24 protein-coding genes are annotated in these 25,499 nt (G+C 71.4%); 21 read left to right on the plus strand and 3 right to left on the minus strand.

Annotated elements, in window-relative coordinates; all coding sequences use genetic code 11:
- The first annotated feature begins 74 nt into the window (after positions 1-74).
- The 12 genes from BM342_RS20215 (at position 75) to ispG (ending at position 11,504) form a co-directional block, all read left to right on the plus strand.
- Positions 75-830, plus strand: coding sequence for an ABC transporter ATP-binding protein (locus tag BM342_RS20215; protein ID WP_092968267.1), 756 nt, complete (start codon positions 75-77; stop codon positions 828-830).
- Positions 827-1,621 carry an ABC transporter ATP-binding protein gene (locus BM342_RS20220; protein WP_092968269.1) on the plus strand — a complete coding sequence of 265 codons (795 nt, stop codon included), beginning with the start codon at positions 827-829 and terminating at the stop codon, positions 1,619-1,621. The genes BM342_RS20215 and BM342_RS20220 overlap by 4 nt, the downstream gene beginning before the upstream one ends.
- Complete coding sequence (locus BM342_RS17105) at positions 1,618-2,493, plus strand: branched-chain amino acid ABC transporter permease (RefSeq protein ID WP_092968271.1); 876 nt, start codon at positions 1,618-1,620, stop codon at positions 2,491-2,493. The genes BM342_RS20220 and BM342_RS17105 overlap by 4 nt, the downstream gene beginning before the upstream one ends.
- Positions 2,493-3,767 (plus strand): branched-chain amino acid ABC transporter permease, encoded by a 1,275-nt coding sequence (locus BM342_RS17110; protein WP_092968273.1) that lies wholly within the window; start codon positions 2,493-2,495, stop codon positions 3,765-3,767. The genes BM342_RS17105 and BM342_RS17110 overlap by 1 nt, the downstream gene beginning before the upstream one ends.
- Positions 3,760-5,385: a class I adenylate-forming enzyme family protein gene (locus tag BM342_RS17115; protein WP_092968275.1), complete on the plus strand. Its 1,626-nt coding sequence runs from the start codon at positions 3,760-3,762 to the stop codon at positions 5,383-5,385. Before BM342_RS17110 ends, BM342_RS17115 begins: the two co-directional genes overlap by 8 nt.
- Entirely contained in the window at positions 5,382-6,077 is a 696-nt protein-coding gene (locus BM342_RS17120; protein WP_092968277.1) for a TetR/AcrR family transcriptional regulator, read from the plus strand. The genes BM342_RS17115 and BM342_RS17120 overlap by 4 nt, the downstream gene beginning before the upstream one ends.
- Complete coding sequence (locus BM342_RS17125) at positions 6,074-6,820, plus strand: 3-hydroxybutyrate dehydrogenase (protein WP_092968279.1); 747 nt, start codon at positions 6,074-6,076, stop codon at positions 6,818-6,820. The genes BM342_RS17120 and BM342_RS17125 overlap by 4 nt, the downstream gene beginning before the upstream one ends.
- Positions 6,817-7,728, plus strand: a complete 912-nt coding sequence (locus tag BM342_RS17130; RefSeq protein WP_255368889.1) for an alpha/beta fold hydrolase — start codon at positions 6,817-6,819, stop codon at positions 7,726-7,728. The genes BM342_RS17125 and BM342_RS17130 overlap by 4 nt, the downstream gene beginning before the upstream one ends.
- Positions 7,725-8,498: a CoA transferase subunit A gene (locus BM342_RS17135; protein ID WP_092968283.1), complete on the plus strand. Its 774-nt coding sequence runs from the start codon at positions 7,725-7,727 to the stop codon at positions 8,496-8,498. Before BM342_RS17130 ends, BM342_RS17135 begins: the two co-directional genes overlap by 4 nt.
- Position 8,499: 1 nt before the next feature.
- A complete protein-coding gene (locus tag BM342_RS17140) occupies positions 8,500-9,141 on the plus strand; it encodes a CoA transferase subunit B (RefSeq protein ID WP_177232235.1) in 642 nt (213 codons plus the stop codon).
- A 1-nt stretch (position 9,142) separates the two neighbouring features.
- On the plus strand, positions 9,143-10,198 hold the full coding sequence (locus BM342_RS17145) for an alpha/beta fold hydrolase (RefSeq protein WP_092968285.1): 1,056 nt from the start codon (positions 9,143-9,145) through the stop codon (positions 10,196-10,198).
- 175 nt (positions 10,199-10,373) lie between these two features.
- The gene (gene ispG / locus BM342_RS17150; protein WP_092968287.1) at positions 10,374-11,504 is read left to right on the plus strand and encodes a flavodoxin-dependent (E)-4-hydroxy-3-methylbut-2-enyl-diphosphate synthase; all 1,131 of its coding nucleotides are present in this window, start codon (positions 10,374-10,376) and stop codon (positions 11,502-11,504) included.
- A gap of 9 nt (positions 11,505-11,513) precedes the next feature.
- Here the strand turns inward: ispG and BM342_RS17155 are convergent, their stop codons facing one another.
- Positions 11,514-12,773, minus strand: a complete 1,260-nt coding sequence (locus BM342_RS17155; RefSeq protein ID WP_092968289.1) for an FAD-dependent oxidoreductase — start codon at positions 12,771-12,773, stop codon at positions 11,514-11,516.
- Positions 12,774-13,010: 237 nt separating this feature from the next.
- On the opposite strand from BM342_RS17155, the gene BM342_RS17160 reads away from it, so the two are divergent.
- The 4 genes from BM342_RS17160 to BM342_RS17175 all read left to right on the plus strand — a co-directional run bounded on the left by BM342_RS17160 (position 13,011) and on the right by BM342_RS17175 (position 17,733).
- Positions 13,011-13,601, plus strand: a complete 591-nt coding sequence (locus BM342_RS17160; RefSeq protein ID WP_092968799.1) for a PadR family transcriptional regulator — start codon at positions 13,011-13,013, stop codon at positions 13,599-13,601.
- A gap of 159 nt (positions 13,602-13,760) precedes the next feature.
- Positions 13,761-14,774 (plus strand): hypothetical protein, encoded by a 1,014-nt coding sequence (locus BM342_RS17165; RefSeq protein WP_092968291.1) that lies wholly within the window; start codon positions 13,761-13,763, stop codon positions 14,772-14,774.
- A gap of 56 nt (positions 14,775-14,830) precedes the next feature.
- Positions 14,831-16,597, plus strand: coding sequence for a proline--tRNA ligase (locus tag BM342_RS17170; protein ID WP_092968293.1), 1,767 nt, complete (start codon positions 14,831-14,833; stop codon positions 16,595-16,597).
- A 113-nt stretch (positions 16,598-16,710) separates the two neighbouring features.
- On the plus strand, positions 16,711-17,733 hold the full coding sequence (locus BM342_RS17175; protein ID WP_092968800.1) for an LOG family protein: 1,023 nt from the start codon (positions 16,711-16,713) through the stop codon (positions 17,731-17,733).
- Positions 17,734-17,758: 25 nt separating this feature from the next.
- On the opposite strand, the gene BM342_RS17180 is transcribed toward BM342_RS17175, so the two are convergent.
- Complete coding sequence (locus tag BM342_RS17180) at positions 17,759-18,568, minus strand: DUF1206 domain-containing protein (protein WP_177232236.1); 810 nt, start codon at positions 18,566-18,568, stop codon at positions 17,759-17,761.
- Positions 18,569-18,792: 224 nt separating this feature from the next.
- On the opposite strand from BM342_RS17180, the gene nusA reads away from it, so the two are divergent.
- The 4 genes from nusA to rbfA all read left to right on the plus strand — a co-directional run bounded on the left by nusA (position 18,793) and on the right by rbfA (position 23,579).
- On the plus strand, positions 18,793-19,791 hold the full coding sequence (nusA, locus tag BM342_RS17185) for a transcription termination factor NusA (RefSeq protein WP_092968295.1): 999 nt from the start codon (positions 18,793-18,795) through the stop codon (positions 19,789-19,791).
- An 84-nt stretch (positions 19,792-19,875) separates the two neighbouring features.
- Complete coding sequence (locus BM342_RS17190; RefSeq protein ID WP_092968297.1) at positions 19,876-20,139, plus strand: YlxR family protein; 264 nt, start codon at positions 19,876-19,878, stop codon at positions 20,137-20,139.
- 83 nt (positions 20,140-20,222) lie between these two features.
- Positions 20,223-23,036: a translation initiation factor IF-2 gene (infB, locus tag BM342_RS17195; protein WP_092968299.1), complete on the plus strand. Its 2,814-nt coding sequence runs from the start codon at positions 20,223-20,225 to the stop codon at positions 23,034-23,036.
- Positions 23,037-23,096: 60 nt separating this feature from the next.
- Entirely contained in the window at positions 23,097-23,579 is a 483-nt protein-coding gene (gene rbfA, locus BM342_RS17200) for a 30S ribosome-binding factor RbfA (RefSeq protein ID WP_092968301.1), read from the plus strand.
- Between the two features lie 178 nt (positions 23,580-23,757).
- On the opposite strand, the gene BM342_RS17205 is transcribed toward rbfA, so the two are convergent.
- Positions 23,758-24,636 carry an HhH-GPD family protein gene (locus BM342_RS17205; RefSeq protein ID WP_092968303.1) on the minus strand — a complete coding sequence of 293 codons (879 nt, stop codon included), beginning with the start codon at positions 24,634-24,636 and terminating at the stop codon, positions 23,758-23,760.
- Between the two features lie 56 nt (positions 24,637-24,692).
- Here BM342_RS17205 and BM342_RS17210 point away from each other — a divergent pair, with 56 nt between their 5' ends.
- Entirely contained in the window at positions 24,693-25,295 is a 603-nt protein-coding gene (locus BM342_RS17210) for a nucleoside/nucleotide kinase family protein (RefSeq protein ID WP_092968305.1), read from the plus strand.
- Positions 25,296-25,499: the final 204 nt, after the last annotated feature.

Raw genomic sequence — 25,499 nt, forward strand, 5'->3', positions numbered from 1 at the left:
GCGGCCGACCGAGGCACGAGCTCCTCGCACGACCATGCACCCGACTCCCACCCCCGACACCGAGGGAAGCACCCATGACCGACCATCCGATGCTCGAGCTCGAGCACGTCGGCCTCCGCATCGGCGGCGCGCGGATCCTCCACGACGTCTCCCTCGCGGTGCGCCGGGGCGAGATGCTCGGCGTGATCGGCCCGAACGGCGCAGGCAAGACGACGCTGTTCAACGTGATCTCGGGCGTCATGCGACCCACCGAGGGCGCCGTTCGCCTCGACGCGCACGACGTCACGCGCGAGCCGATCCACCGCAGGGCCGCCGCGGGCCTCGGCCGCACGTTCCAGACGTCGAGCCTGTTCCCCGCACTCACCGTGCTCGAGAACGTGCGGCTCGCGGCCCAGGCGCACGCCGGCGGCGCGACATCCGTGCTCCGGATGCCGCGGCGCACCGACGACGCCACCGAAGCCGCACTGGCCGCGCTCGACGAGGTCGGCCTGGCCGGCCGGGCCGACGCCGAGGCCGCGGGCCTCGCGCACGGCGAGAAGCGCAAGGTCGAGATCGCGATGCTCATCGCGATGGACCCGAAGGTCGTGCTGCTCGACGAGCCGATGGCCGGCGTCGCCTCGGGCGACGTGCCCGCGATCACCGAAGTCATCCGGGGCCTGCACCACGGCGGCCGCACCGTGCTCATGGTCGAGCACCACATGGACGTGGTGCTGGGCCTCGTCGACCGCGTCGCGGTCATGCACCACGGCGAGCTCCTCGCCGCAGAGACCCCGGAGGCCGTCATGGCGAACCCCCTCGTGCAGTCCGCCTACCTCGGGGAGGCGGTGTGAGCGAGCCGATCCTCGTCGTCGAGCGCCTCTCGGGGCGCATCGCCGGCCAGCAGGTCGTCGAGGACGTCTCGTTCGAGGTGCCCGCGACCGGCGTCACCGCCCTGCTCGGCCGCAACGGTGTCGGCAAGACCTCGACGATCAGGTCGATCCTCGGCCTCATCGAGCGCACGGGCGAGGTCCGGCTCGACGGCCGGCGCATCGACCGGCTGCCGACGCACCGCATCGTGCAGCGCGGCGTCGGGTACGTGCCCGAGGACCGCGAGGTGTTCGGAGCCCTGACCGTGGCCGAGAACCTGCGGCTCGCCGAGCGCGACGGCGCACCCCGCCGCGAGTTGATCGCGCAGCTGTTCCCCGACCTCGTCGCGCGTCGCGCGCAGCGCGCCGGCACCCTCTCGGGCGGCCAGCAGCAGATGGTCTCGCTCGCGAGGGCGCTCGTGAACGAGAACCGCATCCTGCTCGTCGACGAGCCGACGAAGGGCCTCGCCCCCAAGCTCGTCGACGAGGTCGCCGATGCGCTCGCCGAGGCCGCGAAGGCCGTGCCGATCCTGCTCGTCGAGCAGAACCTGCACGTCATCCGCAAGCTCGCCGACCGCGTCGTCGTGCTCTCGGGCGGTCGCGTCGTGTTCACGGGCGCGGCGACCGACCTGCTCGACGACGACGAGCGCATCCACCGCTACCTCGGCGTGCACGACGCCGCCGACACCCCGACCGACGCCCCGACCGCCACGCCGACGGCTGCCGCCGTCGGTGCGACCCGCGCCGCAGCCGACCCCCTGGAGGAGACCCGATGAGCACCCTGCTCCTGCTCGTCATCACCGGACTCGGGCTCGGCGCCCTCTACTTCCTCGTCGCGAGCGGGCTCTCGCTCATCTACGGGCTCATGGGGGTGCTGAACTTCGCGCACGGCTCGTTCCTCACGATCTCGGCGTTCCTCGGCTGGGAGGTCGGGCGCCGCGTCTCCGACGGCACGTGGTGGGGGCTCGCCGTCTCGGCGTTCGTCGGCATCGCGGTCGGCGCGATCGTCGCGGCCCTCACCGAGTACCTCCTCATCCGCCGGCTGTACGAACGGCACATCGAGCAGGCGCTCGTGACCGTCGGCCTCTCGCTCGCGACGGTCGCACTCTTCGAGGGCATCTGGGGCACCGACCCGATCTACACCGAGAAGCCCGACTGGCTCGGCCAGACCACCGAGATCCTCGGCGCGAAGATCCCGAACGACCGGTTCCTGCTCATCGCGTGCGCGGTGCTCGTGCTCGGCGGCATCGTGCTCTTCCTGAAGCGCACGCGGTACGGCCTCATCATCCGCGCGGGCGTCGAGAACCGCTCGATGGTCACCGCACTCGGCATCGACGTGCGTCGCTCGTTCACCCTGGTCTTCGCGATCGGCGGCGCCGCGGCCGGCCTCGGCGGCGTGCTCGCGTCGGTCTACTACGGGTACGTCTCGGCGCACCTCGGCTCGACGCTGCTCATCTTCGCGTTCATCGTCACGGTCATCGGCGGCCTCGGTTCCCTCACGGGCGCCGCCGTCGCCTCGGTGCTCGTCGCGGTGCTCCAGCAGTTCGCCAACTTCTACCTCGGCGGCACGGGCGACCTGGTGGTCGTGGTCGCGCTCGCCGCGGTGCTGCTCGTCCGCCCGCGCGGACTCATGGGGAAGGTCGCCTGATGCACTCGCCTGACACCGATCGGCAGACGACGGATGCCGCGGCACCCGGATCCACGAACGAGGCCGCGGCGCCCGGCACCGCGACAGCAGGCGCCGAGACGACCGCCGAGACGACCGCCGAGACGACCGGCCGGGCGTCGCGCCCCGCAGGAGCGGCGGACGACGGGAAGTCGCGCGCCGCGGCATCCGTTCGACGTCCGAGGTGGCTGCTCGTCGGCGGCCTCGCGCTCGTGGTGATGCTCGCCGTGCTGCCGCTGCTCGCGATCGACATCCCGGGCGTGCTGCCCGGACCGACCTACACGCCGGGCACGCTGCAGCTGCTGGCCTACGCGATGCTCATCGCCGCGCTCTCGCTCAGCTACCGCATGATGTTCGGCCTGGCCGGGCTGCTCTCGTTCGGGCACGCGCTGTTCTTCGCGGCAGGCGCCTACGGGCTCGGAATGTCGCTCGAGGCGTTCGCGCCGGTCGAGTGGCCGAGCGAGCTCATCTTCGTGGTCGCGATCGGCGTGACGCTGGTGTTCGGGCTCGTGCTCGCGGCCTCGGTCGGGGCGCTCGCACTGCGAGTCACGGGCATCTCGTTCGCGATGGTCACGCTCGCGTTCGCCCAGGCCGGGTCGGTGATCATCCGCCGCAACCCGGGCGGAGCGACCGGCGGCGACGAGGGCCTCGCGCTCGACATCTCCAACGTTCCCGATGCCCTCGTGGGCGTGTTGAACACGCGCAACCTCTACTGGGTCGCGCTCGGCGTGCTCGTGTTCGTCTACCTCGTCGTGCTGTGGGTCGAGCGGAGCCGTGCGGGCCACGTCGCCGAGGCCACTCGCGAGAACGAGCTCCGCGTGCGGGTCATCGGCCTCCGCCCGTACACCGTCAAGCTGCTCGTGTTCGTCGTCGCCTCGGTGCTCGCCGCGATCGCGGGCATGGGCTACCTGCTGCTGCAGTCGGGCGCCTCGCCGCGCGTCGCGACGGCCGACTTCACGCTCACCCTGCTCGTCATCGTCGTGCTCGGCGGGGTGGGCTATCGGTGGGGTGCGATCGTCGGCGGTATCGTCTACACACTGCTCGACCAGCGGCTCACGGCGCTCGCGGGTTCCGACTTCATCGCCGGGCTGCCCGCCGTGCTCCGCGTGCCGCTGTCCGAGCCGCTGTTCATCCTCGGGACGCTGTTCATCCTCGTGGTGCTCTTCCTGCCCGGGGGCATCGCCGGGATCCCGCAGCGCATCCGCACGGGCCGCAAGCAGCACCCCGCCGAAGGGGAGGAGACCACCGATGCCTGACGGCCTGCACACCCTCGGACGCTGGACCCGGGACCGGGCCCGCGCGACGCCGGAGCGCGTCGCGATCGACGACCGGGGCGTCGCGCTCACCTACCGGGAGCTCGACGCGAGGGCCGAGCGCCTCGCCGACGCCTTCCGCGTCGCCGGGTACGCGATCGGCGACCGCATCGCCTCGATCACGGGCAACAGCGCCGACCACGTCGTGCTCTTCTTCGCCTGCGCGAAGGCCGGGCTCACGCTCGTGCCGCTGTCCTGGCGGCTCGCGCCGCGCGAGCTCGCCGAGCAGCTCGAGATCGCCGAACCGGCCCTGCTCCTCGTCGAGGACGAGTTCGAGTCGCTCGCGAAGGCGACGTCGGGCCGACTCGCCAGGCGCATCCCGAACGCGCCGCTCGGCGCCCACGGGGTCGAGGCCGAGGTGCCCGCACCGGCGGGTCCGGTCGGCCGCGAGGCGGCCGCGGTCCGGGCGGACGTGGCGCTGCGCCGCGACGTCGCCGACGACGACGCACTCCTCATCATCTTCACGTCGGGCACGACCGCGCGCGCCAAGGGCGCAGTGCTCACGCACCTCAACTGCTTCTGGACCAACCTGTCGCTCTCGCGCATCGCCGAGATCCGGGCCACCGACACCGTGCTCGCGGTGCTGCCGCAGTACCACGTCGGCGGATGGAACATCCAGCCCCTGCTCGCCTGGTGGACCGGCGCGACCGTCGTGCTCGAGCGCACGTTCGATCCGGGTCGTGTGCTGCACCTCATCGAGGACCGCCGCATCACGACCATGATGGGCGTGCCCGCGAACTACCTCTTCCTCGCCCAGCACCCCGACTTCGCCGGCACCGACCTCTCGAGCCTCGAGCACGCGATCGTCGGCGGTGCGCCGATGCCGCCCGCCCTGCTGCGCACCTGGCATGCGCGCGGCGTCGCGCTCTCGCAGGGCTACGGCCTCACCGAGGCGTCGCCGAACGTGCTCTGCCTGCCCGACGAGGACGCCCGCACCCACGCGGGTTCGGCCGGACGGCCCTACCCGCACGTCGACGTCGCAGTCGCCGACCCGGTCACCGGCGAGCACCTCGACAGCGAGGCCGAGGGGGAGCTGCTCGTGCACGGGCCGTCGGTCTTCGCGGGCTACCACCGCGACCCCGTCGCGACCGGTGCGGCCCTCGTCGACGGCTGGCTCCGCACGGGCGACCTCGTGCGGCGCGACGACGACGGCTACTACACGATCGTCGACCGCATCAAGGACATCTACATCTCGGGCGGCGAGGGCGTCGCGCCCGCCGAGGTGGAGGCCGTGCTCATGGCGCACCCCGCGGTCGCCGACGTCGCGGTCGTCGGGGTTCCCGACGAGCGCTGGGGCGAGTCCGGCGTCGCCTGGGTCGTGCTCCAGCGGGGCAGGCTCACGGATGCCGCCGAGCTCATCGAGTTCGCCTCAGCCTCGCTCGCGCGGTACAAGGTGCCGCGCCGCGTGCACGTCATCGACGAGCTCCCTCGTTCGACGGCGGGAAAGGTGCTGCGCCGTGCGCTCGTCGATCGAGACGCCTCCGGCCGGGAACTCTCCTCCGAAGCAACCGTCCCCGAACCATCCGACCGTGACGCATCGAAAGACGAGGTCCGCAGATGAGCGCCAAGCCGCGCACCGCCCGTGGCGAGCAGACGCGTCGCAAGCTGCTGGTGGCCGCCGAGCGCGTGTTCAGCGAGCACGGGTACCACGAGGCATCCGTCTCGCGCATCACCGACCGCGCCGGCGTCGGCCAGGGCACGTTCTACCTGTACTTCGCGACGAAGCTCGACATCTTCGACGAGCTCGTCGAGGACCTGAACCAGCGCGTGCGGCAGGCCATGAGCGAGGGCGCGAGAGGCGCTGCGAACCGGCTCGACGCCGAGCGAGCGGGCTTCGAGGCGTTCTTCCGCTTCACCGCGGAGCATCCGGCGCTGTACCGCGTCGTGCGCGAGGCCGAGCTCGTCTCGCCCGACGCACTGCGCCTGCACTACACGCGCATCGTCGAGGGGTACATCGACGGCCTGCGCGACGCAGCGGCCGACGGCGAGATCGGCGACATCGACCCCACGGTCGCGGCCTGGGCGCTCATGGGCATCGGCGAGATGATCGGCATGCGCTGGGTGCTCTGGGGAGACCCCGACGCCGAGCCCGGCGACGACGCCGACCCGACCGCGAGCGGCACCCGCGAGGTGCCCCAGCACGTGCTCGACGAGATGATGCGCTTCATCGGGGGAGCGCTCGGCCGGCCCGAACTGGCCGCCGGCCGCACAGCGACGGGGCGCGCGGATGCGCCAGAGAAGGGGGAATCGTGATCGACCTCAGCGGACGGCGCGCCGTCGTGACCGGCGGTGCGAGCGGCATCGGCGAGGCCTGCGCGCGGGCCTTCGCCGAGGCGGGGGCGCACGTCGTCATCGCCGACCTGAACGGCGAGGCCGCCGCTCGCGTGGCCGCCGAACTGGGCGGCGAGGCATGGCAGGTCGACCTCGGAGACACCGCCGCGCTCGCCGACCTCGACCTCGAGGCCGACATCCTCGTGAACAACGCCGGCATCCAGCACGTGCGGCCCATCGAGGACTTCGAGCCCGAGCGGTTCGCGCTCATCATGCGGCTCATGCTCGAGTCGCCGTTCCTGCTCATCCGGGCCGTGCTGCCCGGCATGTACGCGCGCGGCTTCGGCCGGGTGATCAACGTCTCGAGCGTGCACGGCCTGCGCGCCTCGCCGTTCAAGTCGGCGTACGTCGCCGCGAAGCACGGCCTCGAGGGCCTCTCGAAGGTGACCGCGCTCGAGGGCGGGCCGCACGGGGTGACGTCGAACTGCATCAACCCCGGATATGTGCGCACGCCACTCGTCGAGCGGCAGGTCGCCGACCAGGCGATCGCGCACGGCATCCCCGAGTCCGAGGTGCTGCCGAAGGTCATGCTCACCGAGTCCGCGGTGAAGCGCCTTGTCGAACCCGCCGAGGTCGCGAGCCTGGCGCTGTGGCTCGCAGGCCCCGACGCGGGCATGGTCACGGGCGCGAGCTACACGATGGACGGCGGATGGAGCGCACGATGACCGCCACGATCGCATCGACCTCGTTCGCGGCGCCGGTCGCGGGCGGCCGCCTCGCGGGCGGGCAGTGGCATCCGGATGCCGCGGGCACGCCGGTGCTCGCGGTGCACGGCATCACGGCCACCCACCGCAGCTGGGACCTGTTCGCCGAGGCGCTGCCCGACCGCCGCGTGATCGCGCCCGACCTGCGCGGACGCGGACGCAGCAACGCGCTGCCGGCCCCGTACACGCTCGTGCAGCACGCCGACGACCTCGCCGCCGTGCTCGACGCGCTCGGGGTCGACCGGGTGCACGTCGTCGGCCACTCGATGGGCGCGTTCGTCTCGGTGCGGTTCGCCGAACGCCACCCCGACCGCGTCGCGGGCCTCTCGCTCGTCGACGGCGGACTGCCCGTGCCCAATCCCGACGGCATCCCCGCCGACGAACTGCCGGCGGTGCTGCTCGGGCCGGCGCTCGAGCGCCTCTCGATGACGTTCCGCAGCCGCGCCGACTACGTCGCCTTCTGGCGCCGGCATCCGGCCCTCGGTCCGTACTGGAGCGACGCGATCGAGGCGTACGTCGACTACGACGTCGACGGCCGGGAGCCGGCGCTGCGCAGTTCGGCGAACGCCGACGCCGTGGCCGTGAACGCCGTCGAGCTCGACGGCTCGGGAGGCTACACCGCCGCGCTCGCCGCACTGCCCGGGCCGGTCGACGTGTTCCGCGCACCCCGCGGCCTGCTCGACGAGGCCCCGCTCTACCCCGAGGGGCTCATGGCGCGATGGGCCGAGCGGATGCCGCAGGTCGTCGTGCACGAGATCCCCGACGTCAACCACTACACGATCGTCATGTCCGACCGAGGCGCGGGTAGCGTGATCCCTGTGATCCGCGCCCGCATCGAGGCGGCCGAAACACAGGAAGGTGCAACGTGACACTCGACAAGGTCGTCGGGTCCGCTCAGGAGGCGGTCGCCGACATCCCATCCGGAGCCAGTCTCGCCGTCGGCGGATTCGGGCTCTGCGGCATCCCCATGGTGCTGATCCAGGCCCTGCTCGACGCGGGCGTCGACGACCTCAGCGTCGTCAGCAACAACTGCGGCGTCGACGACTGGGGGCTCGGCGTGCTGCTGGCGAACCGCCGCATCTCGAAGATGACCTCGTCGTACGTGGGCGAGAACAAGGAGTTCGAGCGGCAGTACCTGACGGGCGAGCTCGAGCTCGAGCTGACCCCGCAGGGCACGCTGGCCGAGAAGCTGCGCGCAGGCGGCAGCGGCATCGCCGCGTTCTTCACGCAGACGGGCGTCGGCACGCAGGTCGCCGAGGGCGGCCTGCCGCGCCGCTACCACCCCGACGGCACGATCGCCGTCGCCAGCCCCGTGAAGCCCGTGCAGTCCTTCGACGTCGCCGGCGTCTCGCGAGAGTTCGTGCTCGAGGAGGCCATCACGACCGACTTCGCGCTCGTGCACGCCCTCAAGGGCGACCGGTTCGGCAACCTCGTCTTCGACAAGTCGGCGCGCAACTTCTCGCCGCTCGCCGCGATGGCCGGCCGGGTCTGCATCGCCCAGGTCGAGCAGGTCGTCGACGCCGGAGAGCTCGACCCCGATGCCGTGCACCTGCCGGGCATCTTCGTCGACCGCATCGTCGTGGTCGGCTCCGACATCGAGAAGCGCATCGAGCGCCGCACCGTGCGAGAGGGGAACTGACATGGCGCTCACGCGTTTCGAGATGGCCGCAAGGGCGGCCCGCGAGCTCTCCGACGGCTCCTACGTGAATCTCGGCATCGGCCTGCCGACGCTCGTACCGAACTACGTGCCCGACGGGGTGACCATCCTGCTGCAGTCCGAGAACGGCATCCTGGGCGTCGGCCCGTACCCGGCCGACGACGCCGTCGACCCCGACCTCATCAACGCGGGCAAGGAGACCGTGACCGTGCTGCCCGGCGCCGCGTACTTCGACTCTGCGACGAGCTTCGGCATGATCCGCGGCGGCAAGATCGACGCGGCGATCCTCGGGGCCATGCAGGTCTCCGCCGCGGGCGACCTCGCGAACTGGATGATCCCCGGAAAGATGGTCAAGGGCCCCGGCGGCGCGATGGACCTCGTGCACGGCGCCCGCCGCAAGATCGTGCTCATGGAGCACGTCGCGAAGGACGGCTCGCCGAAGATCGTGCACGAATGCTCCCTGCCGCTCACGGGCAAGCGCGTCGTCGACCGCATCATCACCGACCTCGCCGTGATCGACGTCACGCCCGACGGGCTCGTGCTCGTCGACTGCGCGCCCGGGGTCACGGTCGACGAGGTCGTCGCCGCGACCGAACCGCCGCTCGACACGTCGGCGGTCGCCTGACATGGTCGAGACGCTCCTCCCGGGCATCCGAGCGCGCTCGGTGGTCACGCCGCGCCTGACGGCCAACGTGCTCGAACGCGAGGCGGATGCCGCATCCGCCGCCTCGCGCACGGTGCTGTTCGTGCACGGCAACGTCTCGTCGTCGCTGTTCTGGCAGCCGACGATGCTCGGCCTGCCCGGCGACATCCGGGCCCTCGCGGTCGACCTGCGCGGATTCGGCGACAGCCAGGCGCTGCCCGTCGACGCGACGCGCGGCGTGCGCGACTTCTCCGACGACGTGGCCTCGGTGGTCGACGCGCTCGGCCTCGGCGCCGTGCACGTCGTCGGCTGGAGCATGGGCGGCGGCGTGGCGATGCAGCTGCTGCTCGACCGACCCGATCTCGTGGCGAGCCTCACGCTGCAGTCGACCGTCTCGCCGTACGGCTTCGGCGGCACCGCGCTCGATGGCTCCCTGCTGGTGCCGGATGCCGCGGGCACGGGCGGCGGGGGAGCGAACCCCGACTTCGTGGCGCGCCTCGCGGCGGGCGACCGCAGCGATGAGCCCGGATCTCCACGCGCGGTGTACCGCTCGAGCTACGTCGCTCCCGGATTCGTCTCGGAGCACGAGGACGTCTGGGTCGAGTCGATGCTCTCGACGGTCACGGGCACCGATCACTATCCGGGCGATGCGGCGCCCTCCGAGCACTGGCCGGGCTTCGCCCCCGGCCGGCGGGGCGTGCTGAACACGATGGCGCCCACGGTGTTCGACACGAGCGGCATCGCCGACCTCGCGGTCAAGCCGCCGCTGCTCTGGATCCACGGTGCCCAGGATGCGATCGTCGGCGACGCCTCGTTCTTCGACCTCAACCAGCTCGGGGCGGCCGGCATCATCCCCGGTTGGCCGGGCGACGAGGTCGCGCCGCCCCAGCCGATGGTGTCGCAGACGCGGGTCGTGCTCGGCCGCTACGCGGCAGGCGGCGGCGCGGTCACCGAGGTCGAGCTCGACGGATGCGGGCACTCGCCGCACTTGGAGCACCCGGAGGCGTTCCGCGAGGCGCTGCTCGGTCTCATCGGGTGACTCGGTGCAGGTGAGCGAGTTCACGAACGACGTGGGCGTCGAGGTGGTCACGATCATCGCTCCCTTCACCTTCGGCGTCGGGCACGTCTGAGATCGGGGCGCCGGTTCGCCACGTCGCAGCCGACGCCCCGTCCCGCGGAAGTAGACTCGACCTGTGCCTGCTGTGAATCTCGGAATGCCGAAAGTCCCCGAAGTCCTGGCCCCGCGACGCAAGTCCCGCCAGATCAAGGTGGGCAAGGTGCTCGTCGGCGGCGATGCCCCCGTGAGCGTGCAGTCGATGACGACGACGCCCACGACGAACATCAACGCGACGCTGCAGCAGATCGCCGAGCTGACGGCATCCGGATGCGACATCGTGCGAGTCGCCGTGCCGAGCCGCGACGACGCCGAGGCGCTGCCGATCATCGCCAAGAAGAGCCAGATCCCGGTCATCGCCGACATCCACTTCCAGCCGAACTACGTGTTCCAGGCGATCGACGCCGGCTGCGCCGCGGTGCGCGTGAACCCGGGCAACATCCGCAAGTTCGACGACAAGGTCGGCGAGATCGCGGCCGCGGCGAAGGCCGCGGGCGTGAGCCTGCGCATCGGCGTGAACGCGGGCTCGCTCGACCCCCGCCTGCTCGAGAAGTACGGCAAGGCGACGCCGGAGGCGCTCGTCGAGTCGGCCGTCTGGGAGGCGTCGCTCTTCGAGGAGCACGACTTCCACGACTTCAAGATCTCCGTCAAGCACAACGACCCGATCGTCATGGTCAAGGCCTACCGCCTGCTCGCCGAGCGCGGCGACTGGCCCCTGCACCTCGGCGTGACCGAGGCGGGCCCCGAGTTCCAGGGCACCATCAAGTCGGCGACGGCCTTCGGCATCCTGCTCGGCGAGGGCATCGGCGACACCATCCGGGTCTCCCTCTCGGCGCCGCCCGCGCAGGAGGTCAAGGTCGGCCTGCAGATCCTGCAGTCGCTGAACCTCCGCGAGCGCAAGCTCGAGATCGTCTCGTGCCCGTCGTGCGGCCGTGCACAGGTCGACGTCTACAAGCTCGCGAACGACGTGACCGACGGCCTCGAGGGCATGACCGTGCCGCTGCGCGTCGCCGTCATGGGATGCGTCGTGAACGGACCCGGCGAAGCGCGCGAGGCCGACCTCGGCGTGGCATCCGGCAACGGCAAGGGCCAGATCTTCGTCAAGGGCGAGGTCATCAAGACCGTGCCCGAGTCCGAGATCGTCGCGACGCTCATCGAGGAGGCGAACCGCATCGCCGACGAGATGGGTGCGGATGCCCCGGTCGGCAGCCCGCAGGTGCTGACGCCGTAGGCGCCCGGCTCAACGTGGGCCGATGAGCGCCCGCAGCCGAGAGGTGTCGGGCGCGAGCGCGTGCGCGACGGCGACCGCCGAGCGCACGGCGCTCTCGTGCGAGTCCACGTCGTGCATGTACAGCCCGGCGAGCCAGAGCCCGTGCGCGCCGTTCAGCCCCTTGAGCCTCGACTGCGCGTCGAAGTACTCGGGCGTGATCATGCCGTGCTCGTACGTAGCGAGCGCGTACACCTCGTCGGGCAGTTCGTCGTCGTGGGTCACCCAGCTCTTGAAGACGGGCAGGCCGCGCCGCGGATTCCACACGGTCAGCGAGCTGTGCGCGCCGTCCCACCTGGCGTTCACGACCGACCAGGATGCCTCGTGCGGCGGCATGAACCGAGCGTCGCCGTGGATCGCGATGCGGGTCTCGAACGTGCGGAACCGCTCGAGCTGGGTGCGGGTGCGATCCAGTCCGGGCAGTTCCGCGATGAGCTCGGCCGCCTGCCTGGGGTTGCAGGCGAGCACCAGCCGGTCGAACTCGTGCACGCTCCCGTCGGCGGCGGTGACCCGGTAGGCGTCATCGGCGCGCGTGATGCGGGTGATCGCGGCATCCGTTCTCACCCGCGTCCGTTCGAGCGAGGCCGCGAGGGCGTCGACGTAGACCCGGAGGCCGCCCGGGATCTCGCTCTGCACGGGCGCTCGCAGGCCGCTCGTCGCGTTGACGCCGAGGTAGTGGAACGCGTTCACGGCCGCGAATCCGAGGAACTCCTCGCGCTCGACGCACCAGAATGCGAGCAGCAGCGGCACGAGGAACTCGTCGATGAACGGCTTCGGCAGGCGTGCCTGCTCGAGGTACTCCGCCACGGTGACGGTCGAGTCGCGCCGCGCGAGGAACTCGGGCAGGGGGTCGAGGAACGAGCGGAACCGAAGGAGGGTGCCGATCGCGTCGGGCGCGAGCGAGGGGAACGTGACCCGCGCACCTCGGATCGGGGGCATCGCGAGCGATCGGCTCGCGCGCGTGTCGGTCAGGGTGAGCGTCGCGGCGTACGACTCGCGCTCGACGCCGAGCGCGTCGAGCAGCCGGTTGAACGTCGCGTAGGCCGAACCGGGGGAGAAGAACTGGAAGCCGGCGTCGACCTCGACCGGTCGCCCGTCGACCTCGATCGTGCGCGTGTCGGCGTGCCCGCCGAGTCGGTGATCGCGCTCGAAGAGCGTGACCTCGTGCGCCTCGTCGAGCAGCCACGCGGTGACGAGGCCCGCGGCGCCGGCGCCGATGACGCCCACTCTCATGGGAGGGCGGGTTCGGTCGATCGGCGGAGTCGGCGCACGCGCTCACGATAGCCCGCGGCGGTCGACGGGGGAGCGCGACGCGTCGCCGGGTTGACTTCTCCGCCATAGCGATATATCGTTGACCCATCACAGAAGTTCTGTGAGTCATCTTCCAACCGAACGGAAAGGAGTTCGCACATGTCACGCGAACACTTCATCGAAGCAGACTTCCGCGGTGCCGCACGCCGTCACGACCGGATGTCCCACCAGTACCCCCAGCGCGGCGAGGGCCGCTTCCACCACGACCCCGGCTTCGGCCGCCCGCATCACGGGCCCGGCGCCTGGGGCGACTTCCCGGGCGGCCCCGGCGGCCCCGGATTCGGGTTCGGCCCGGGCGGCCGCGGCGGACGCCGTCGCTCGAAGGGCGACGTACGCGCGGCGATCCTCTCGCTGCTCGCCGAGAACCCGAGCAACGGCTACGCCATCATCAAGGCCGTCGCCGACAAGACCGAGGGCGCCTGGCGCCCGAGCCCCGGATCGGTGTACCCGACCCTCCAGCAGCTCGTCGACGAGGGCCTCATCGTGGCGGTCGGCGAGGGGCGCAAGACCGAGTTCCAGCTCACCGACGACGGTCGCGCCTACGTCGCCGAGCACGAAGACGAGATCGCCGGCGCCTGGGCATCCGTGCCCAAGCCGAGCGAGTCGGCCACCGAGCTCTTCCAGGCGGTCGGCAGGCTCATGGGCGTGGTCGGCCAGTTCCGCCACGGGGCGACCGACGAGCAGCGCGCGGCCGCGACCGCGAAGCTCGACGAGACGCGCAAGGCGCTCTACCTGATCCTGGCGGAGTAGTCCGAACCCGCAACGATCGATGCGCGGCATCCTGCGCCGGATGCCGCGCATCGCCGTGCCGGCTCTGATCGCGCCCGCTCGCCCGGCGGGCGCTCACCGTTATCGATTCGTCGTGCAGTTCGGATCGCGACTTACTCGGCCTCAGTACCATCGGGTCTCATGCGATTCCTGCCCATCGGTCCGCCACTCATCGCAATGCTGCTGGTCGTCGCGCTCTCCGGCTGCGCCGGCGAGCAGGCGACGGCTTCGAACGCGACGCCGAGCGCGACCGCTGAGCCCGCGACGCCGTCCGCAGAGCCCGCGGAAAGCGGACCCCAGAGCGCGTTCGGGGGTGACTGCGACGCGGTCGCGCCGGCCGAAGAGATCGCCGACGCGACGGGCGTGAGCGCGGTGCTGCAGCCGCGAGCAGACGACGGCAGCGCGAGCGACTGGTCGGTCGTCTCCCTCGGCGGCATCCGGTGCGTCTGGATCGACTCGGCCGGCAACGGCGCATGGGTCACCGCGATCCCCGTGGCGGCCGTCGCACCCGAGGTCGTCGACGCGGCCTCCGAGGGTCAGCCGTACTGCTACGGCTCAGGCTGCTCCTTCAGCGAGATCGTCGGCGACTGGTGGTTCGCGGGCGTCGTCTCCACCGGGCCGGATTCGGGCTCGCCGGCCGAAGCGGCCGTCGGCGCGCTCGTCGACGGCTTCGCGAGCCGCGCCGGTGCCGTCGCCGCCGTGGTCCCGACGGCGGCACCCGGCACGTGGTCGTCGGTTCCCGACTGCGCCACGTTGGATCTCGAGGTCGCGACGGTCGACGACACCGGGCTCGACCTCGACGCGAGTCCCGGCAACGGCCCCGCAGAAGCCGGCCCGGGCGTCTACGGCGCACTCAGCGCGACCGGCTCCTCGAGCTGCCTGTGGACCAAGGACGCTGTCCTGGTCTCGACCGCGCTGCTGCCGGGCGGGCAGTGGGTGCTCGACCGTCTCGCCGCTCGTGCTGGTGCGTCGGAGGTCGTGGTCCCGGGCGGCAGCGATGCGCTGCTCCTCCCCGACGCGGGCGATGCATCGGAGGTGGCGGGGCTGTACCTGACCGACGGGGTCAACCTCGTCTTCGGTCGGAGCGCAGATCTCACCACCGAACAGCTGGGTGCGATGCTCGGCTCGATCCTGGCAGCGGTCGAGGGCAGCTGAGCCCCGCCCGCGTCGGCGTTTCGGTCGCGGCATCCGTCGCTCACTAGAATCATCGGGTGCCCACACGCCTCTCCAACTACTTCCTCCGCACGCTCCGCGAAGACCCCTCCGACGCCGAGGTGGCCAGCCACCGCCTGCTCGTGCGCGCGGGGTACATCCGCCGACAGGCCCCGGGCGTGTTCGCCTGGCTGCCGCTCGGTCTCCGGGTCAAGGCGAAGATCGAGACGATCATCCGCGAGGAGATGACGAACGCGGGTGCGCACGAGGTGCACTTCCCGGCGCTGCTGCCTCGTGAGCCGTACGAGGCGACGGGCCGCTGGACCGAGTACGGCGACGGCCTCTTCCGCCTGCAGGACCGCAAGGGCGGCGACTACCTGCTCGCGCCCACGCACGAAGAGGTCTTCACCCTGCTCGTGAAGGACCTCTACAACTCCTACAAGGACCTGCCCCTCTCGATCTACCAGATCCAGGACAAGTACCGCGACGAGGCCCGTCCGCGCGCCGGCCTCCTGCGCGGCCGCGAGTTCACCATGAAGGACGCGTACTCGTTCGACATCTCCGACGAGGGCCTCGACGCGAGCTACCAGGCCCAGCGCGACGCCTACGAGCGCATCTTCACGCGCCTCGGCCTCGAGTACGTCATCGTGAAGGCGGATGCCGGTGCGATGGGCGGCTCGAAGAGCGAGGAGTTCCTGCACCCGACCCCCGTCGGGGAAGACACGTTCGTGCGCTCCGCGGGCGGGTACGCCGCCAACGTCGAGGCGTTCACGACCGTCGTGCCCGAGCCGACGTCGATCGAGGGGCTTCCCGAGGCCGAGGTCTTCGACTCGCCGAACACGCCCACGATCGCGACCCTCGTCGACCTCGCGAACGCGAACCACCCCCGTCCCGACGGGCGCGAGTGGACCGCTGCGGACACGCTGAAGAACGTCGTGCTCGCGCTCACCCACCTCGACGGCTCCCGCGAGATCGTCGTCGTCGGCCTGCCCGGCGACCGCGACGTCGAGATGAAGCGCGTCGAGGTGGCGTTCGCGCCCGCAGAGGTCGAAGCCGCCACCGAGGCCGATTTCGCGAAGCACCCCGGGCTCGTCAAGGGCTACATCGGCCCGTGGTCGCCCGAGGGCGCCGTGCTCGGCGAGGAGTCGAGCACCGGCATCCGCTTCCTCGTCGACCCCCGCGTCGTCGACGGCTCCGAGTGGATCACCGGCGCGAACATCGACCAGAAGCACGTCTTCGGCCTCGTCGCAGGGCGCGACTTCGTCGCCGACGGCACGATCGAGGCCTCGAACGTGCGCGCCGGCGACCCCGCCCCCGACGGCTCCGGTCCGGTCGAGCTCGCGCGCGGCATGGAGATCGGGCACGTCTTCCAGCTCGGCCGCAAGTACGCCGAGGTGCTCGGCCTCAAGGTGCTCGACGAGAACGGCAAGCTCGCGACCGTCACCATGGGCTCCTACGGTATCGGCGTCACGCGCATCCTCGCGATCATCGCCGAGGGCAACAACGACGAGAAGGGCCTCGTCTGGCCGGCCTCGATCGCGCCGTTCGACGTGCACGTCGTCGCCACCGGCCGCGACGCCGTCGCGTTCGAGCTCGCCGAGCAGCTCTCGGCCGAACTCGAGCGGGCGCGCCTCGACGTGCTTTACGACGACCGCCCGAAGGTCTCGCCTGGCGTGAAGTTCGGCGACGCCGAGCTCATCGGCGTGCCGCGCATCCTCATCGTGGGCCGCGGCGCGGCCGACGGCGAGGTCGAGCTCTGGGACCGCCGCACGGGCGAGCGCCAGACGCTCCCGGCAGCCGACGCGGTCGCGCAGCTCACGGCCTGACAAGCCGACCGCTCGCACATGCACGGCTTCCGCCGTGCATGTGCGAGGCTGGCGGCATGAGCGAGACGATGCCCGGCATCGAACCGGAGTCGCTTCCGTCGCAGCAGGCGGCGATGATCGAGCAGCTCGCGCGGGAGGCATCCGCTTCGGGACGCAACCGTGCGTTGGTCGCACGGATCCTCGCCGCCGGCGTGCAGCTGGGGCTCGACGACGCAGACCGGCTCGACCTGAAGATCACCGCGGCGGCGCTCGAGGAGATGCGCGAGGCGTTCCGCCTCTTCGCACCGTACGACGCCGTGCCGAAGGTCACCGTGTTCGGTTCGGCACGTACTCGGGCCGAGGATCCCGGCTATCGACAGGCGAACCAGGTCGCCGCGGCCCTCGCGCGCGACGGGTGGATGGTCGTCACCGGTGCCGGGCCCGGGATCATGGAGGCCGCCGGATCCGGTGCCGGTCCCAAGCAGTCGCTCGGCGTCTCGATCCGGCTGCCGTTCGAGGAGAGTCCCGACGCCGGCCTCGCCGAACCGAACCGGGTCACGATGAAGTACTTCTTCACCCGCAAGTTGATGCTGGTGAAGGAGTCGAGGGGGTTCGTCTGCCTGCCCGGCGGGTTCGGCACGCTCGACGAGGCATTCGAACTGCTCACGCTGCAGCAGACCGGCAAGGCCGAGCCCGTGCCGATCGTGCTGCTCGACGCGCCCGGCGGCGGGTACTGGCGCGCGCTCGCCGAGTTCGTCCGAGCCGAGCTCGGCGGCGGCGGATTCATCGCGCCCGATGACCTCGACCGCGTGCTGATCACCGATTCGGTCGATGCCGCGGTCGCCGAGATCACCGGGTTCTGGCGCAACTACGACTCGCTGCGCTGGGTCGGCGACCGTCTCGTGCTGCGCCTGAACGCCGAACCGAGCGATGCCGAGGTCGAGGCGCTGAACGATCGCTTCGGCGGCCTCGCCGCCTCGGGCCGCATCGAACACACCGGGCCGCTGGGGCCGGAGCGGGGCGACCACGACGCGCTCGCCAAGCCCAGGCTGGTGCTCCGCCTCGACCGGCACCGAGTGGGCGACCTGCATCGGCTGATCCGGGCGGTCAACGGCCTGGCGTCCGCGCCCGGCGCGGCCACGCCGCCGAGCGTCTAGCGGTCCTTGCCGATGACCGCCCCGGTCACACCTTGGCGAAGCGGGCCCGAGCGAAGCAGTAGACGCCGTACACGATGAGTCCGGCGCCCACCAGCCACAGGATCACCTGGCCGAAGGGGAGCACGGCGAGGCTCTTCAGTGCGGCGTCGAGGCCGCCGGCCTTCTCGGGGTCGTGCGTGAACGCGGCGACCACGAACAGCACGCCGACGACGGCCACGGCGACGCCCTTGGCGAGGTAGCCGACCAGGCCGAGCACTCGGACGCCGTCGCCGAGCCGACCGGCCGGCAGGGACAGATGCCGCTCGAAGGTCCGGCGCACGCCGCTCACCACGAAGCCGACTCCGATGCCGGCGACCGCGAGGCCGACGAGCACGAGCAGGAATACGCCGCCGGGCGTGGCGAGGAGGGTGGCGCTCAGGCTCGTCGTCGACTCGGAGGAGTCCGAGCTGCCGCCGAGCGCGTACACCGCCGCCGTGGCGCCGGTCGCGAAGTAGGCGACGGCGGTTCCCGCATCCTTCGCGCGTCGACCCCACTTCTGCTTCGCGTCCGGACCCTGCTCGAGGAACGCCTCGGCCACCTGCCACGCGCCGAGCGCGAAGAGGCCGAGCACGATCACCCAGAGCACGACCACCCCGAACGGGACGCGGGAGATCTGTTCCATGGCGCCGCCCTGGTCGGCCTCACCGCCGCCGGCTCCGACCGCCACGGAGACGGCGATCGCGCCGATCACGACGTGCACGAGGCCGAGCACCGCGAAGCCGGCTCGGGCCAGGATGCGGAACGTGCGAGAGCGCTGGGCAGCGCTCGCGGTCGACTTCAGGGTGTCCGGGGTCATCGGCACAGCGTATCGACGGCGACGTCCTGATCGCGGCCCCTTGCGCGGTGCCGCAGGTGAGGGTAACGGGCCGCCCGGCGGCCGGCCCGGTTACGTCGCGGCGCCGCGGGGTTCGCGCTCGCGACGCGCAAGATCACGTCACGCGCGGCCAGCGACATCCGCTAATCTAGAGAGTCGCCCGCACGTGGGGAGCGGCACTGAGAGCTGAATAGAGGAGGCCGGCGATGGATATCGACCTCAGCGTGCTTCGCATGATGGAGCGCGAGAAGGAGATCCCGTTCGACGAACTGGTGCAGATCATCGAACAGGCCATTCTCATGGCCTATCTCAAGCACACGCACCCTGACCAGCACGGTCACGCGAACCCCGACGGGGCGCGAGCCGAGCTCGACCGCAAGACCGGCCACGTGTCGGTGTTCGTGCCCGAGCTCGATGAAGAGGGCAACGTCATCGGCGAGAGCGAAGACAGCCCCACCGACTTCGGTCGCATCGCGGCATTCGCAGCGAAGCAGGTCATCAACCAGCGCCTTCGGGACCTGGCCGACGATGCGGTGCTCGGCGAGTTCCGCGGCCGAGAGGGCGACATCGTCGCCGGCATCATCCAGCAGGGTCCGAACCCGCGCATGATCCACATCGACCTCGGCACCGTCGAGGCGATCCTCCCGCCCGAGGAGCAGGTGCCCGGCGAGGAGTACCCGCACGGCCAGCGTATCCGCGTGTACGTCACGAGCGTCTCGAAGGGCACCAAGGGCCCCTCGATCACCGTGTCGCGCACGCACCCCGCGCTCGTGCGCAAGCTCTTCGCGCTCGAGGTGCCCGAGATCGCCAACGGCGTCGTCGAGATCGTCTCGCTCGCTCGCGAGGCCGGTCACCGCACCAAGATCGCCGTTCGCGCCAATCAGCCCGGCATCAATGCCAAGGGTGCGGCCATCGGCGAGCTGGGGCAGCGCGTGCGCGCCGTCACGGCCGAGCTCGGCGCCGAGAAGATCGACATCGTCGACTACTCCGACGACCTCGCGACCTTCGTCGCGAGCGCGCTCTCGCCGGCCAAGGTCACGAGCGCCTTCGTCATCGACGAGTCGACGCGCGCCGTCCGCGCGCTCGTACCCGACTACCAGCTGTCGCTCGCGATCGGCAAGGAGGGGCAGAACGCCCGCCTCGCCGCCAAGCTCACGGGCGCCAAGATCGACATCCAGCCCGACTCGGTCCTCGAGTCGAACTGATCGAGGCGTCTCGACCGGTCCGCGCGACCGGTCGAGACGTGCCCGCTCTCGGCGTCGGTGGGCGCCCAGCCTCGGAGGTGTAGGATGGAACCCGTCAGAACGTGCATCGGATGCCGTTCGCGCGCTCCAGGGTCCTCGCTTCTGAGGGTCGTCTCCCAGAACTCCCACGTCGTGGCCGATGTCACGGCTGTGCTTCCGGGCAGGGGTGCGTGGCTGCATCCGACCCCCGAGTGCTATCTGCTCGCCGTTCGGAAGCGCGCCTTCGGGCGTGCGCTCCGCATTCGCGGCGAGGTGGACACCGGAAACGTAGAGAACAGGCTGAACCCACAAGTGATGACCAATGAGTGACAACTGATGAGCGGCTCGAAATGAGTCCCGTCCGCCATTGATGGTTCGCCCCTGTCCGGGGTCGAACCCGGAACAGGAGAGAAGTGGCTGCCAAACCACGCGTACACGAGATCGCATCCGAACTCGGTGTCGACAGCAAGATCGCCCTTGAGAAGCTCAAGGAGATGGGCGAGTACGTCAAGGGACCCTCGTCGTCCATCGAACCCCCGGTCGCGCGCCGCCTGAAGGCCGCGCTCGAAGCAGCAGGCGCTGCGGCGAAGGATGCCGCCCCCGCTGCCGCAGGCACCCCTGCCGCGCCGGCTCGTCCGTCCTCGGCGAAGCCCGGCCCCAAGCCGGCTCCCAAGCCCGCTGCAGCCCCCGCGCCCGCCGCTCCGGCGGAGGCGCCCGCCGCAGCCGCAGCCGCACCCGCCGACGCGCCGCTGACCGTGGCCGAGCGCCAGGCCCAGGCCGAGGAGCGCGCCGCAAGTGCGGCCGCCGAGAAGGCCGCCGCCGACGCGCCCGTCGCCGAGACGTCCGACGTCGCCAAGCCCGGCTCCGCGCCCAAGCCCGGCGGCTCTGCGCCCAAGCCCGGCGGCTCTGCGCCGCGGCCCGGTGCCCCGCGCCCCGGCAACAACCCCTTCGCCAGCGCGCAGGGCATGGGCCAGAAGCCGGCCGCTCCGCGCCCCGGCAACAACCCCTTCGCCAGCGCGCAGGGCATGGGCCAGCGCCCGAGCCCCGGCAACATCCCGCGTCCGCAGGCTCCCCGTCCGGGCTCGCCCCGGCCGGGCGCCCCGCGCCCGGCCGGTGCAGGCGGTCGCCCCGGCGGCGGCTTCCAGCGCCCCGGCGGTGCAGGTGCCGGTGCCGGTGCACGCCCCGGCGGCGGTGGCGGCTTCCAGCGTCCCGGCGGCGGAGCCCCCGGTGCAGGCGGCTTCGGCGGCCCGCGTCCGGCCGGTGGCGGCGGTCGCGGTCGCGGCCCCGGCGGCGGCACGGCAGGTGCGTTCGGCCGCGGTGGCGGCAAGAGCAAGTCGCGCAAGTCGAAGCGCACGAAGCGCGCCGAATTCGAGATGCGGGAGGCCCCGTCGCTCGGCGGCGTGAGCGTTCCCCGCGGCGACGGCAACACCGTCGTGCGGCTGCGTCGCGGTTCCTCGATCTCCGACTTCGCCGACAAGATCGACGCGAACCCCGGTTCGCTCGTCACCGTGCTGTTCCACCTCGGTGAGATGGCCACGGCGACCGAGTCGCTCGACGAGGCCACCTTCGAGGTGCTCGGCGCCGAGCTCGGCTACAAGATCCAGGTCGTCTCGCCCGAAGACGAGGACAAGGAGCTCCTCGAGGGCTTCGACATCGACCTCGACGGCGAGCTCGAAGACGAGGGCGACGACGTGCTCGAGCAGCGTCCGCCGGTCGTGACCGTCATGGGTCACGTCGACCACGGCAAGACGCGACTGCTCGACGCGATCCGCAACGCCAACGTCGTCGCAGGCGAGGCCGGCGGCATCACGCAGCACATCGGTGCCTACCAGGTGCACACCGAGCACGAGGGCATCGAGCGCGCCATCACCTTCATCGACACCCCGGGTCACGAGGCGTTCACCGCCATGCGTGCCCGTGGTGCCCAGGTGACCGACATCGCGATCCTCGTGGTCGCGGCCGACGACGGCATCATGCCCCAGACGATCGAGGCGCTGAACCACGCCCAGTCGGCCAACGTGCCGATCGTGGTCGCGGTCAACAAGATCGACAAGGAAGACGCCAACCCGGCAAAGGTGCGCCAGCAGCTCACCGAGTTCGGCCTCGTCGCCGAGGAGTACGGCGGAGACGTCATGTTCGTCGACGTCTCGGCCCGCAACAACATCGGCATCCAGGACCTGCTCGACGCAGTGCTCCTCACCGCCGACGCCGGCCTCGACCTGCGTGCGAACCCCAACAAGGACGCGCGTGGTGTCGCGATCGAGGCGAAGCTCGACAAGGGCCGCGGCGCCGTCGCGACCGTGCTCATCCAGTCCGGAACCCTGCGCGTCGGCGACGCGATCGTCGCCGGAACGGCCTATGGCCGCGTCCGTGCGATGACCGACGAGAATGGCGACGCCGTGTCGGAGGCGACCCCGTCGCGTCCGGTGCAGGTGCAGGGCCTCTCGAGCGTTCCCCGCGCCGGCGACACATTCCTCGTCACCGAGGAGGACCGCACCGCGCGTCAGATCGCCGAGAAGCGCGAAGCCGCAGAGCGCAACGCGCAGCTGGCCAAGGCCCGCAAGCGCATCTCGCTCGAGGACTTCACCCGTGCACTCGAAGAGGGCAAGGTCGAGTCGCTCAACCTCATCATCAAGGGCGACGTCTCGGGTGCCGTCGAGGCGCTCGAGGAATCGCTCCTCAAGATCGAGGTCGACGACTCGGTGCAGCTGCGCATCCTCCACCGCGGTGTGGGTGCCATCACCGAGAGCGACGTCAACCTCGCGACGATCGACAACGCGATCATCGTGGGCTTCAACGTGCGCCCCGACACGAAGGCGCGCGAGCGCGCCGCTCGCGAGGGCGTCGACATCCGCTTCTACTCGGTGATCTACAACGCGATCGACGAGATCGAGGACTCGCTGAAGGGCATGCTCAAGCCCGAGTTCGAAGAGGTGCAGTCGGGTGTCGCCGAGATCCGCGAGGTGTTCCGCTCCTCGAAGTTCGGCAACATCGCCGGTGTCATCGTGCGGTCGGGAACGATCACGCGAAACGCCAAGGCCCGCGTCATCCGCGACGGCGTCGTGGTCGGCGACAACCTCACGATCGAATCGCTGCGTCGCTTCAAGGACGACGTCACCGAGGTGCGCACGGACTACGAGGCCGGCATCGGCCTCGGCAAGTTCAACGACATCCAGGTCGGCGACGAGATCGAGACGACCGAACTGCGCGAGAAGCCTCGCGCGTAGTCGAGTGCGGGGCGGCGACCTGGTCGCCGCCCCGCTTCGGCCCACCGAAGGGACTGACCAATGGCAGATCCGGCACGCGCCCGCAAGATGGCCGACCGCATCAAGGAGATCGTCGCCCGTCGCCTCGACAAGGGTCTTCGCGACCCGCGTCTCGGCTTCGTGACGATCACCGACGTGCGAGTCACGGGCGACCTGCAGCATGCGAGCATCTTCTACACGGTCTACGGCACCGATGAGGAGCGTCGCGACTCGGCGCTCGCGCTGAAGGCCGCGACCGGCATGCTGCGCACCGAAGTGGGGCGCAACATCACCGCGCGACTCACCCCGACGCTCGAGTTCATCCTCGATGCGATCCCCGAGAACGCCGACCACATCGCCGCACTGCTCCGCGAGGCGCGCGCGCGCGACGCGGAGACCGAGGCGTTCGCGAGCACGGCCGAGTACGCCGGCGATGCCGATCCGTACGTCAAGCCGCGCGAGATCGAAGACGACGAGTCCGACGACGACGAGTTCGAAGACGACGAGGCCGCCTCGGCGCGCTGAGCCCGTCCGACCCGTCACCGTGAGGAGCGCACGCCCGTGAGGGCGTGCGCTCCTCGTCGTCTCGGCCGGCGTCGACAGACGTCGTGGCCGTGGCCGGGGCCGGGGGTGTTCGATCTCGGGTCTCGGGCCTCGGGCCTCGGGCCTCGGGTCTCGGGCCTCGGGCTCCCGTCCTCGGGCCTCAGGCCTCGGGCAGGGTGAACCCGTCGCGCTCGCGCACGGCGAGCCCGTCGCCCAGCAGCGACTCGATCACCCCGTCGAGCCGTGCGGCATCGGCCCACACCGACGAGAGCTCGGTTCGCGTCACGGGCCGGTGCGCGGCCCGGAGCTCGCGCATGACGAGTCCACGGATCTGGCGGTCCGATCCCTCGAAGCGCGCCTGCTTCGCGCCGCGCGGCCCGTCGTACTCGGGGCTGCCGGCGAGCACCCACGCGCACCGATCCACGATGGGGCACGTTTGGCACGACGGCGCTCGCGCGGTGCACACGGTCGCCCCGAGCTCCATGGCGGCCGCGTTGAACGTGCGGGCCGCGGCATCCGACCCGGGGAGCAGCGCATCCATCTCGGCGAGGTCGCGCGCAGTCGACGGCGGACCGGGGTCGCCCTGTCCGAGGACCGCGCGGGCGATGACACGGCGCGTGTTCGTGTCGACCACCGGGTGCCGCTCGCCGTACGCGAACGCGGCGATCGCCCGCGCCGTGTACGGGCCGACGCCTTTCAGCGCGAGCAGGTCGTCGAGGTCGCGGGGCACCTCGCCGCCGTGACGTTCGACGATCTCGGTCGCGGCGGCGTGCAGCCAGAGCGCTCGACGCGGGTAGCCGAGGCGATCCCACGCGCGCACCGCGTCGGCGGGGGGAGCAGCCGCCATCACCGCAGGGGTCGGCCAGCGCTCGATCCAGGCCTCCCACCGGGGGACCACGCGCGCGACCTGGGTCTGCTGCAGCATCAACTCGCTCACGAGCACCGCCCACGGGGACACGTCGGCGGCGCGCCACGGCAGCGGGCGCGCGGCATCCGCGAACCAGTCGTTGACGACCTCGGCGAGTGTTCTGGCGGACATCCTCCAAGCCTAGGATCACGGATGTCTCCGACGGGCCGCGCGGCTACCATGAGCGCATGCAACTGGTGACCACGCCCCGCGTGACGTTCCTCCGCGAACTCGCCGACGCGATCCTGCGCCAGTACGGCCGAGGGCGGATGATCGTCGCGATCGACGGACCGCTCCGGAGCGGCAAGACCGCGTTCGGCGACGACCTGGCGGCGGTGCTGCGCGAGCGCGGACACCGGGTGTTCCGCGCGAGCATGGAGGACTTCCACCGTTCGCGCGAGGCGCAGGACGCCTTCGGCGACGACACGCCGGAGCGGTACTTCCGGTACGGGTTCGACGAGTCGGCACTGCGCCGCGTGCTCGTCGAGCCGTTCCGCATGGGCGGGTCCACGGCGTTCGTCACCGCGGTGTTCGATCCGGCCCGCGACGCATGGGTGCAGCCGAAGTGGCTCACGGGCCCGGCCGACGCGATCCTCGTGCTCGACGGCCGGTTCGTGCTGCGCCCGCGCCTCGCGGAACTCTGGGACGTGCCGATCGTGCTCGACGGGGATCCGGTCGACCCGGCCGACGTGCTCGCCTATGCCGAGGCCGACCCGCGGCACGGCGATGCCGTCGTGGTCGACGACCGCGACCCCGAGCATCCGCGGCTGGCCGCCGATCGCGGGCGCTGAGCGCGAGCGCTGACCGCAGGCGCCGGCGCGCTGCCTCGCCCGGCTGCGGACTTTCGCAGCACTCCGATGCCCCCATTTCGCGGGGCAAGTCGTCGACGATGCATGCACTGGTGGACGCCGACTCCGCCGAGCCGCCATACTGAAGGTTCACAGCCTTTTGCCCCCCGGCTGCGCGAGCCCCACCCGCACCACCCGAAGACCCGA

This window comes from Agromyces sp. CF514 (assembly GCF_900113185.1).
Taxonomy (GTDB): Bacteria; Actinomycetota; Actinomycetes; order Actinomycetales; family Microbacteriaceae; genus Agromyces.

Excerpts from the sequence above, each read along its gene's own strand:
- BM342_RS17110 (WP_092968273.1), top strand. The coding sequence starts at position 2,493 with ATGCACTCGCCTGACACCGATCGGCAGACGACGGATGCCGCGGCACCC.
- BM342_RS17120 (WP_092968277.1), top strand. The coding sequence starts at position 5,382 with ATGAGCGCCAAGCCGCGCACCGCCCGTGGCGAGCAGACGCGTCGCAAG.
- rbfA (WP_092968301.1), top strand. The coding sequence starts at position 23,097 with ATGGCAGATCCGGCACGCGCCCGCAAGATGGCCGACCGCATCAAGGAG.
- nusA (WP_092968295.1), top strand. The coding sequence starts at position 18,793 with ATGGATATCGACCTCAGCGTGCTTCGCATGATGGAGCGCGAGAAGGAG.
- BM342_RS17175 (WP_092968800.1), top strand. The coding sequence starts at position 16,711 with ATGATCGAGCAGCTCGCGCGGGAGGCATCCGCTTCGGGACGCAACCGT.
- BM342_RS17180 (WP_177232236.1), bottom strand. The coding sequence starts at position 18,568 with ATGACCCCGGACACCCTGAAGTCGACCGCGAGCGCTGCCCAGCGCTCT.
- BM342_RS17115 (WP_092968275.1), top strand. The coding sequence starts at position 3,760 with ATGCCTGACGGCCTGCACACCCTCGGACGCTGGACCCGGGACCGGGCC.
- BM342_RS17140 (WP_177232235.1), top strand. The coding sequence starts at position 8,500 with ATGGCGCTCACGCGTTTCGAGATGGCCGCAAGGGCGGCCCGCGAGCTC.
- BM342_RS20215 (WP_092968267.1), top strand. The coding sequence starts at position 75 with ATGACCGACCATCCGATGCTCGAGCTCGAGCACGTCGGCCTCCGCATC.
- BM342_RS17165 (WP_092968291.1), top strand. The coding sequence starts at position 13,761 with ATGCGATTCCTGCCCATCGGTCCGCCACTCATCGCAATGCTGCTGGTC.
- BM342_RS17190 (WP_092968297.1), top strand. The coding sequence starts at position 19,876 with ATGGAACCCGTCAGAACGTGCATCGGATGCCGTTCGCGCGCTCCAGGG.
- BM342_RS17160 (WP_092968799.1), top strand. The coding sequence starts at position 13,011 with ATGTCCCACCAGTACCCCCAGCGCGGCGAGGGCCGCTTCCACCACGAC.
- BM342_RS17105 (WP_092968271.1), top strand. The coding sequence starts at position 1,618 with ATGAGCACCCTGCTCCTGCTCGTCATCACCGGACTCGGGCTCGGCGCC.
- ispG (WP_092968287.1), top strand. The coding sequence starts at position 10,374 with ATGCCGAAAGTCCCCGAAGTCCTGGCCCCGCGACGCAAGTCCCGCCAG.
- BM342_RS17210 (WP_092968305.1), top strand. The coding sequence starts at position 24,693 with ATGCAACTGGTGACCACGCCCCGCGTGACGTTCCTCCGCGAACTCGCC.
- BM342_RS17205 (WP_092968303.1), bottom strand. The coding sequence starts at position 24,636 with ATGTCCGCCAGAACACTCGCCGAGGTCGTCAACGACTGGTTCGCGGAT.
- BM342_RS17130 (WP_255368889.1), top strand. The coding sequence starts at position 6,817 with ATGACCGCCACGATCGCATCGACCTCGTTCGCGGCGCCGGTCGCGGGC.
- BM342_RS17155 (WP_092968289.1), bottom strand. The coding sequence starts at position 12,773 with ATGAGAGTGGGCGTCATCGGCGCCGGCGCCGCGGGCCTCGTCACCGCG.
- BM342_RS17145 (WP_092968285.1), top strand. The coding sequence starts at position 9,143 with ATGGTCGAGACGCTCCTCCCGGGCATCCGAGCGCGCTCGGTGGTCACG.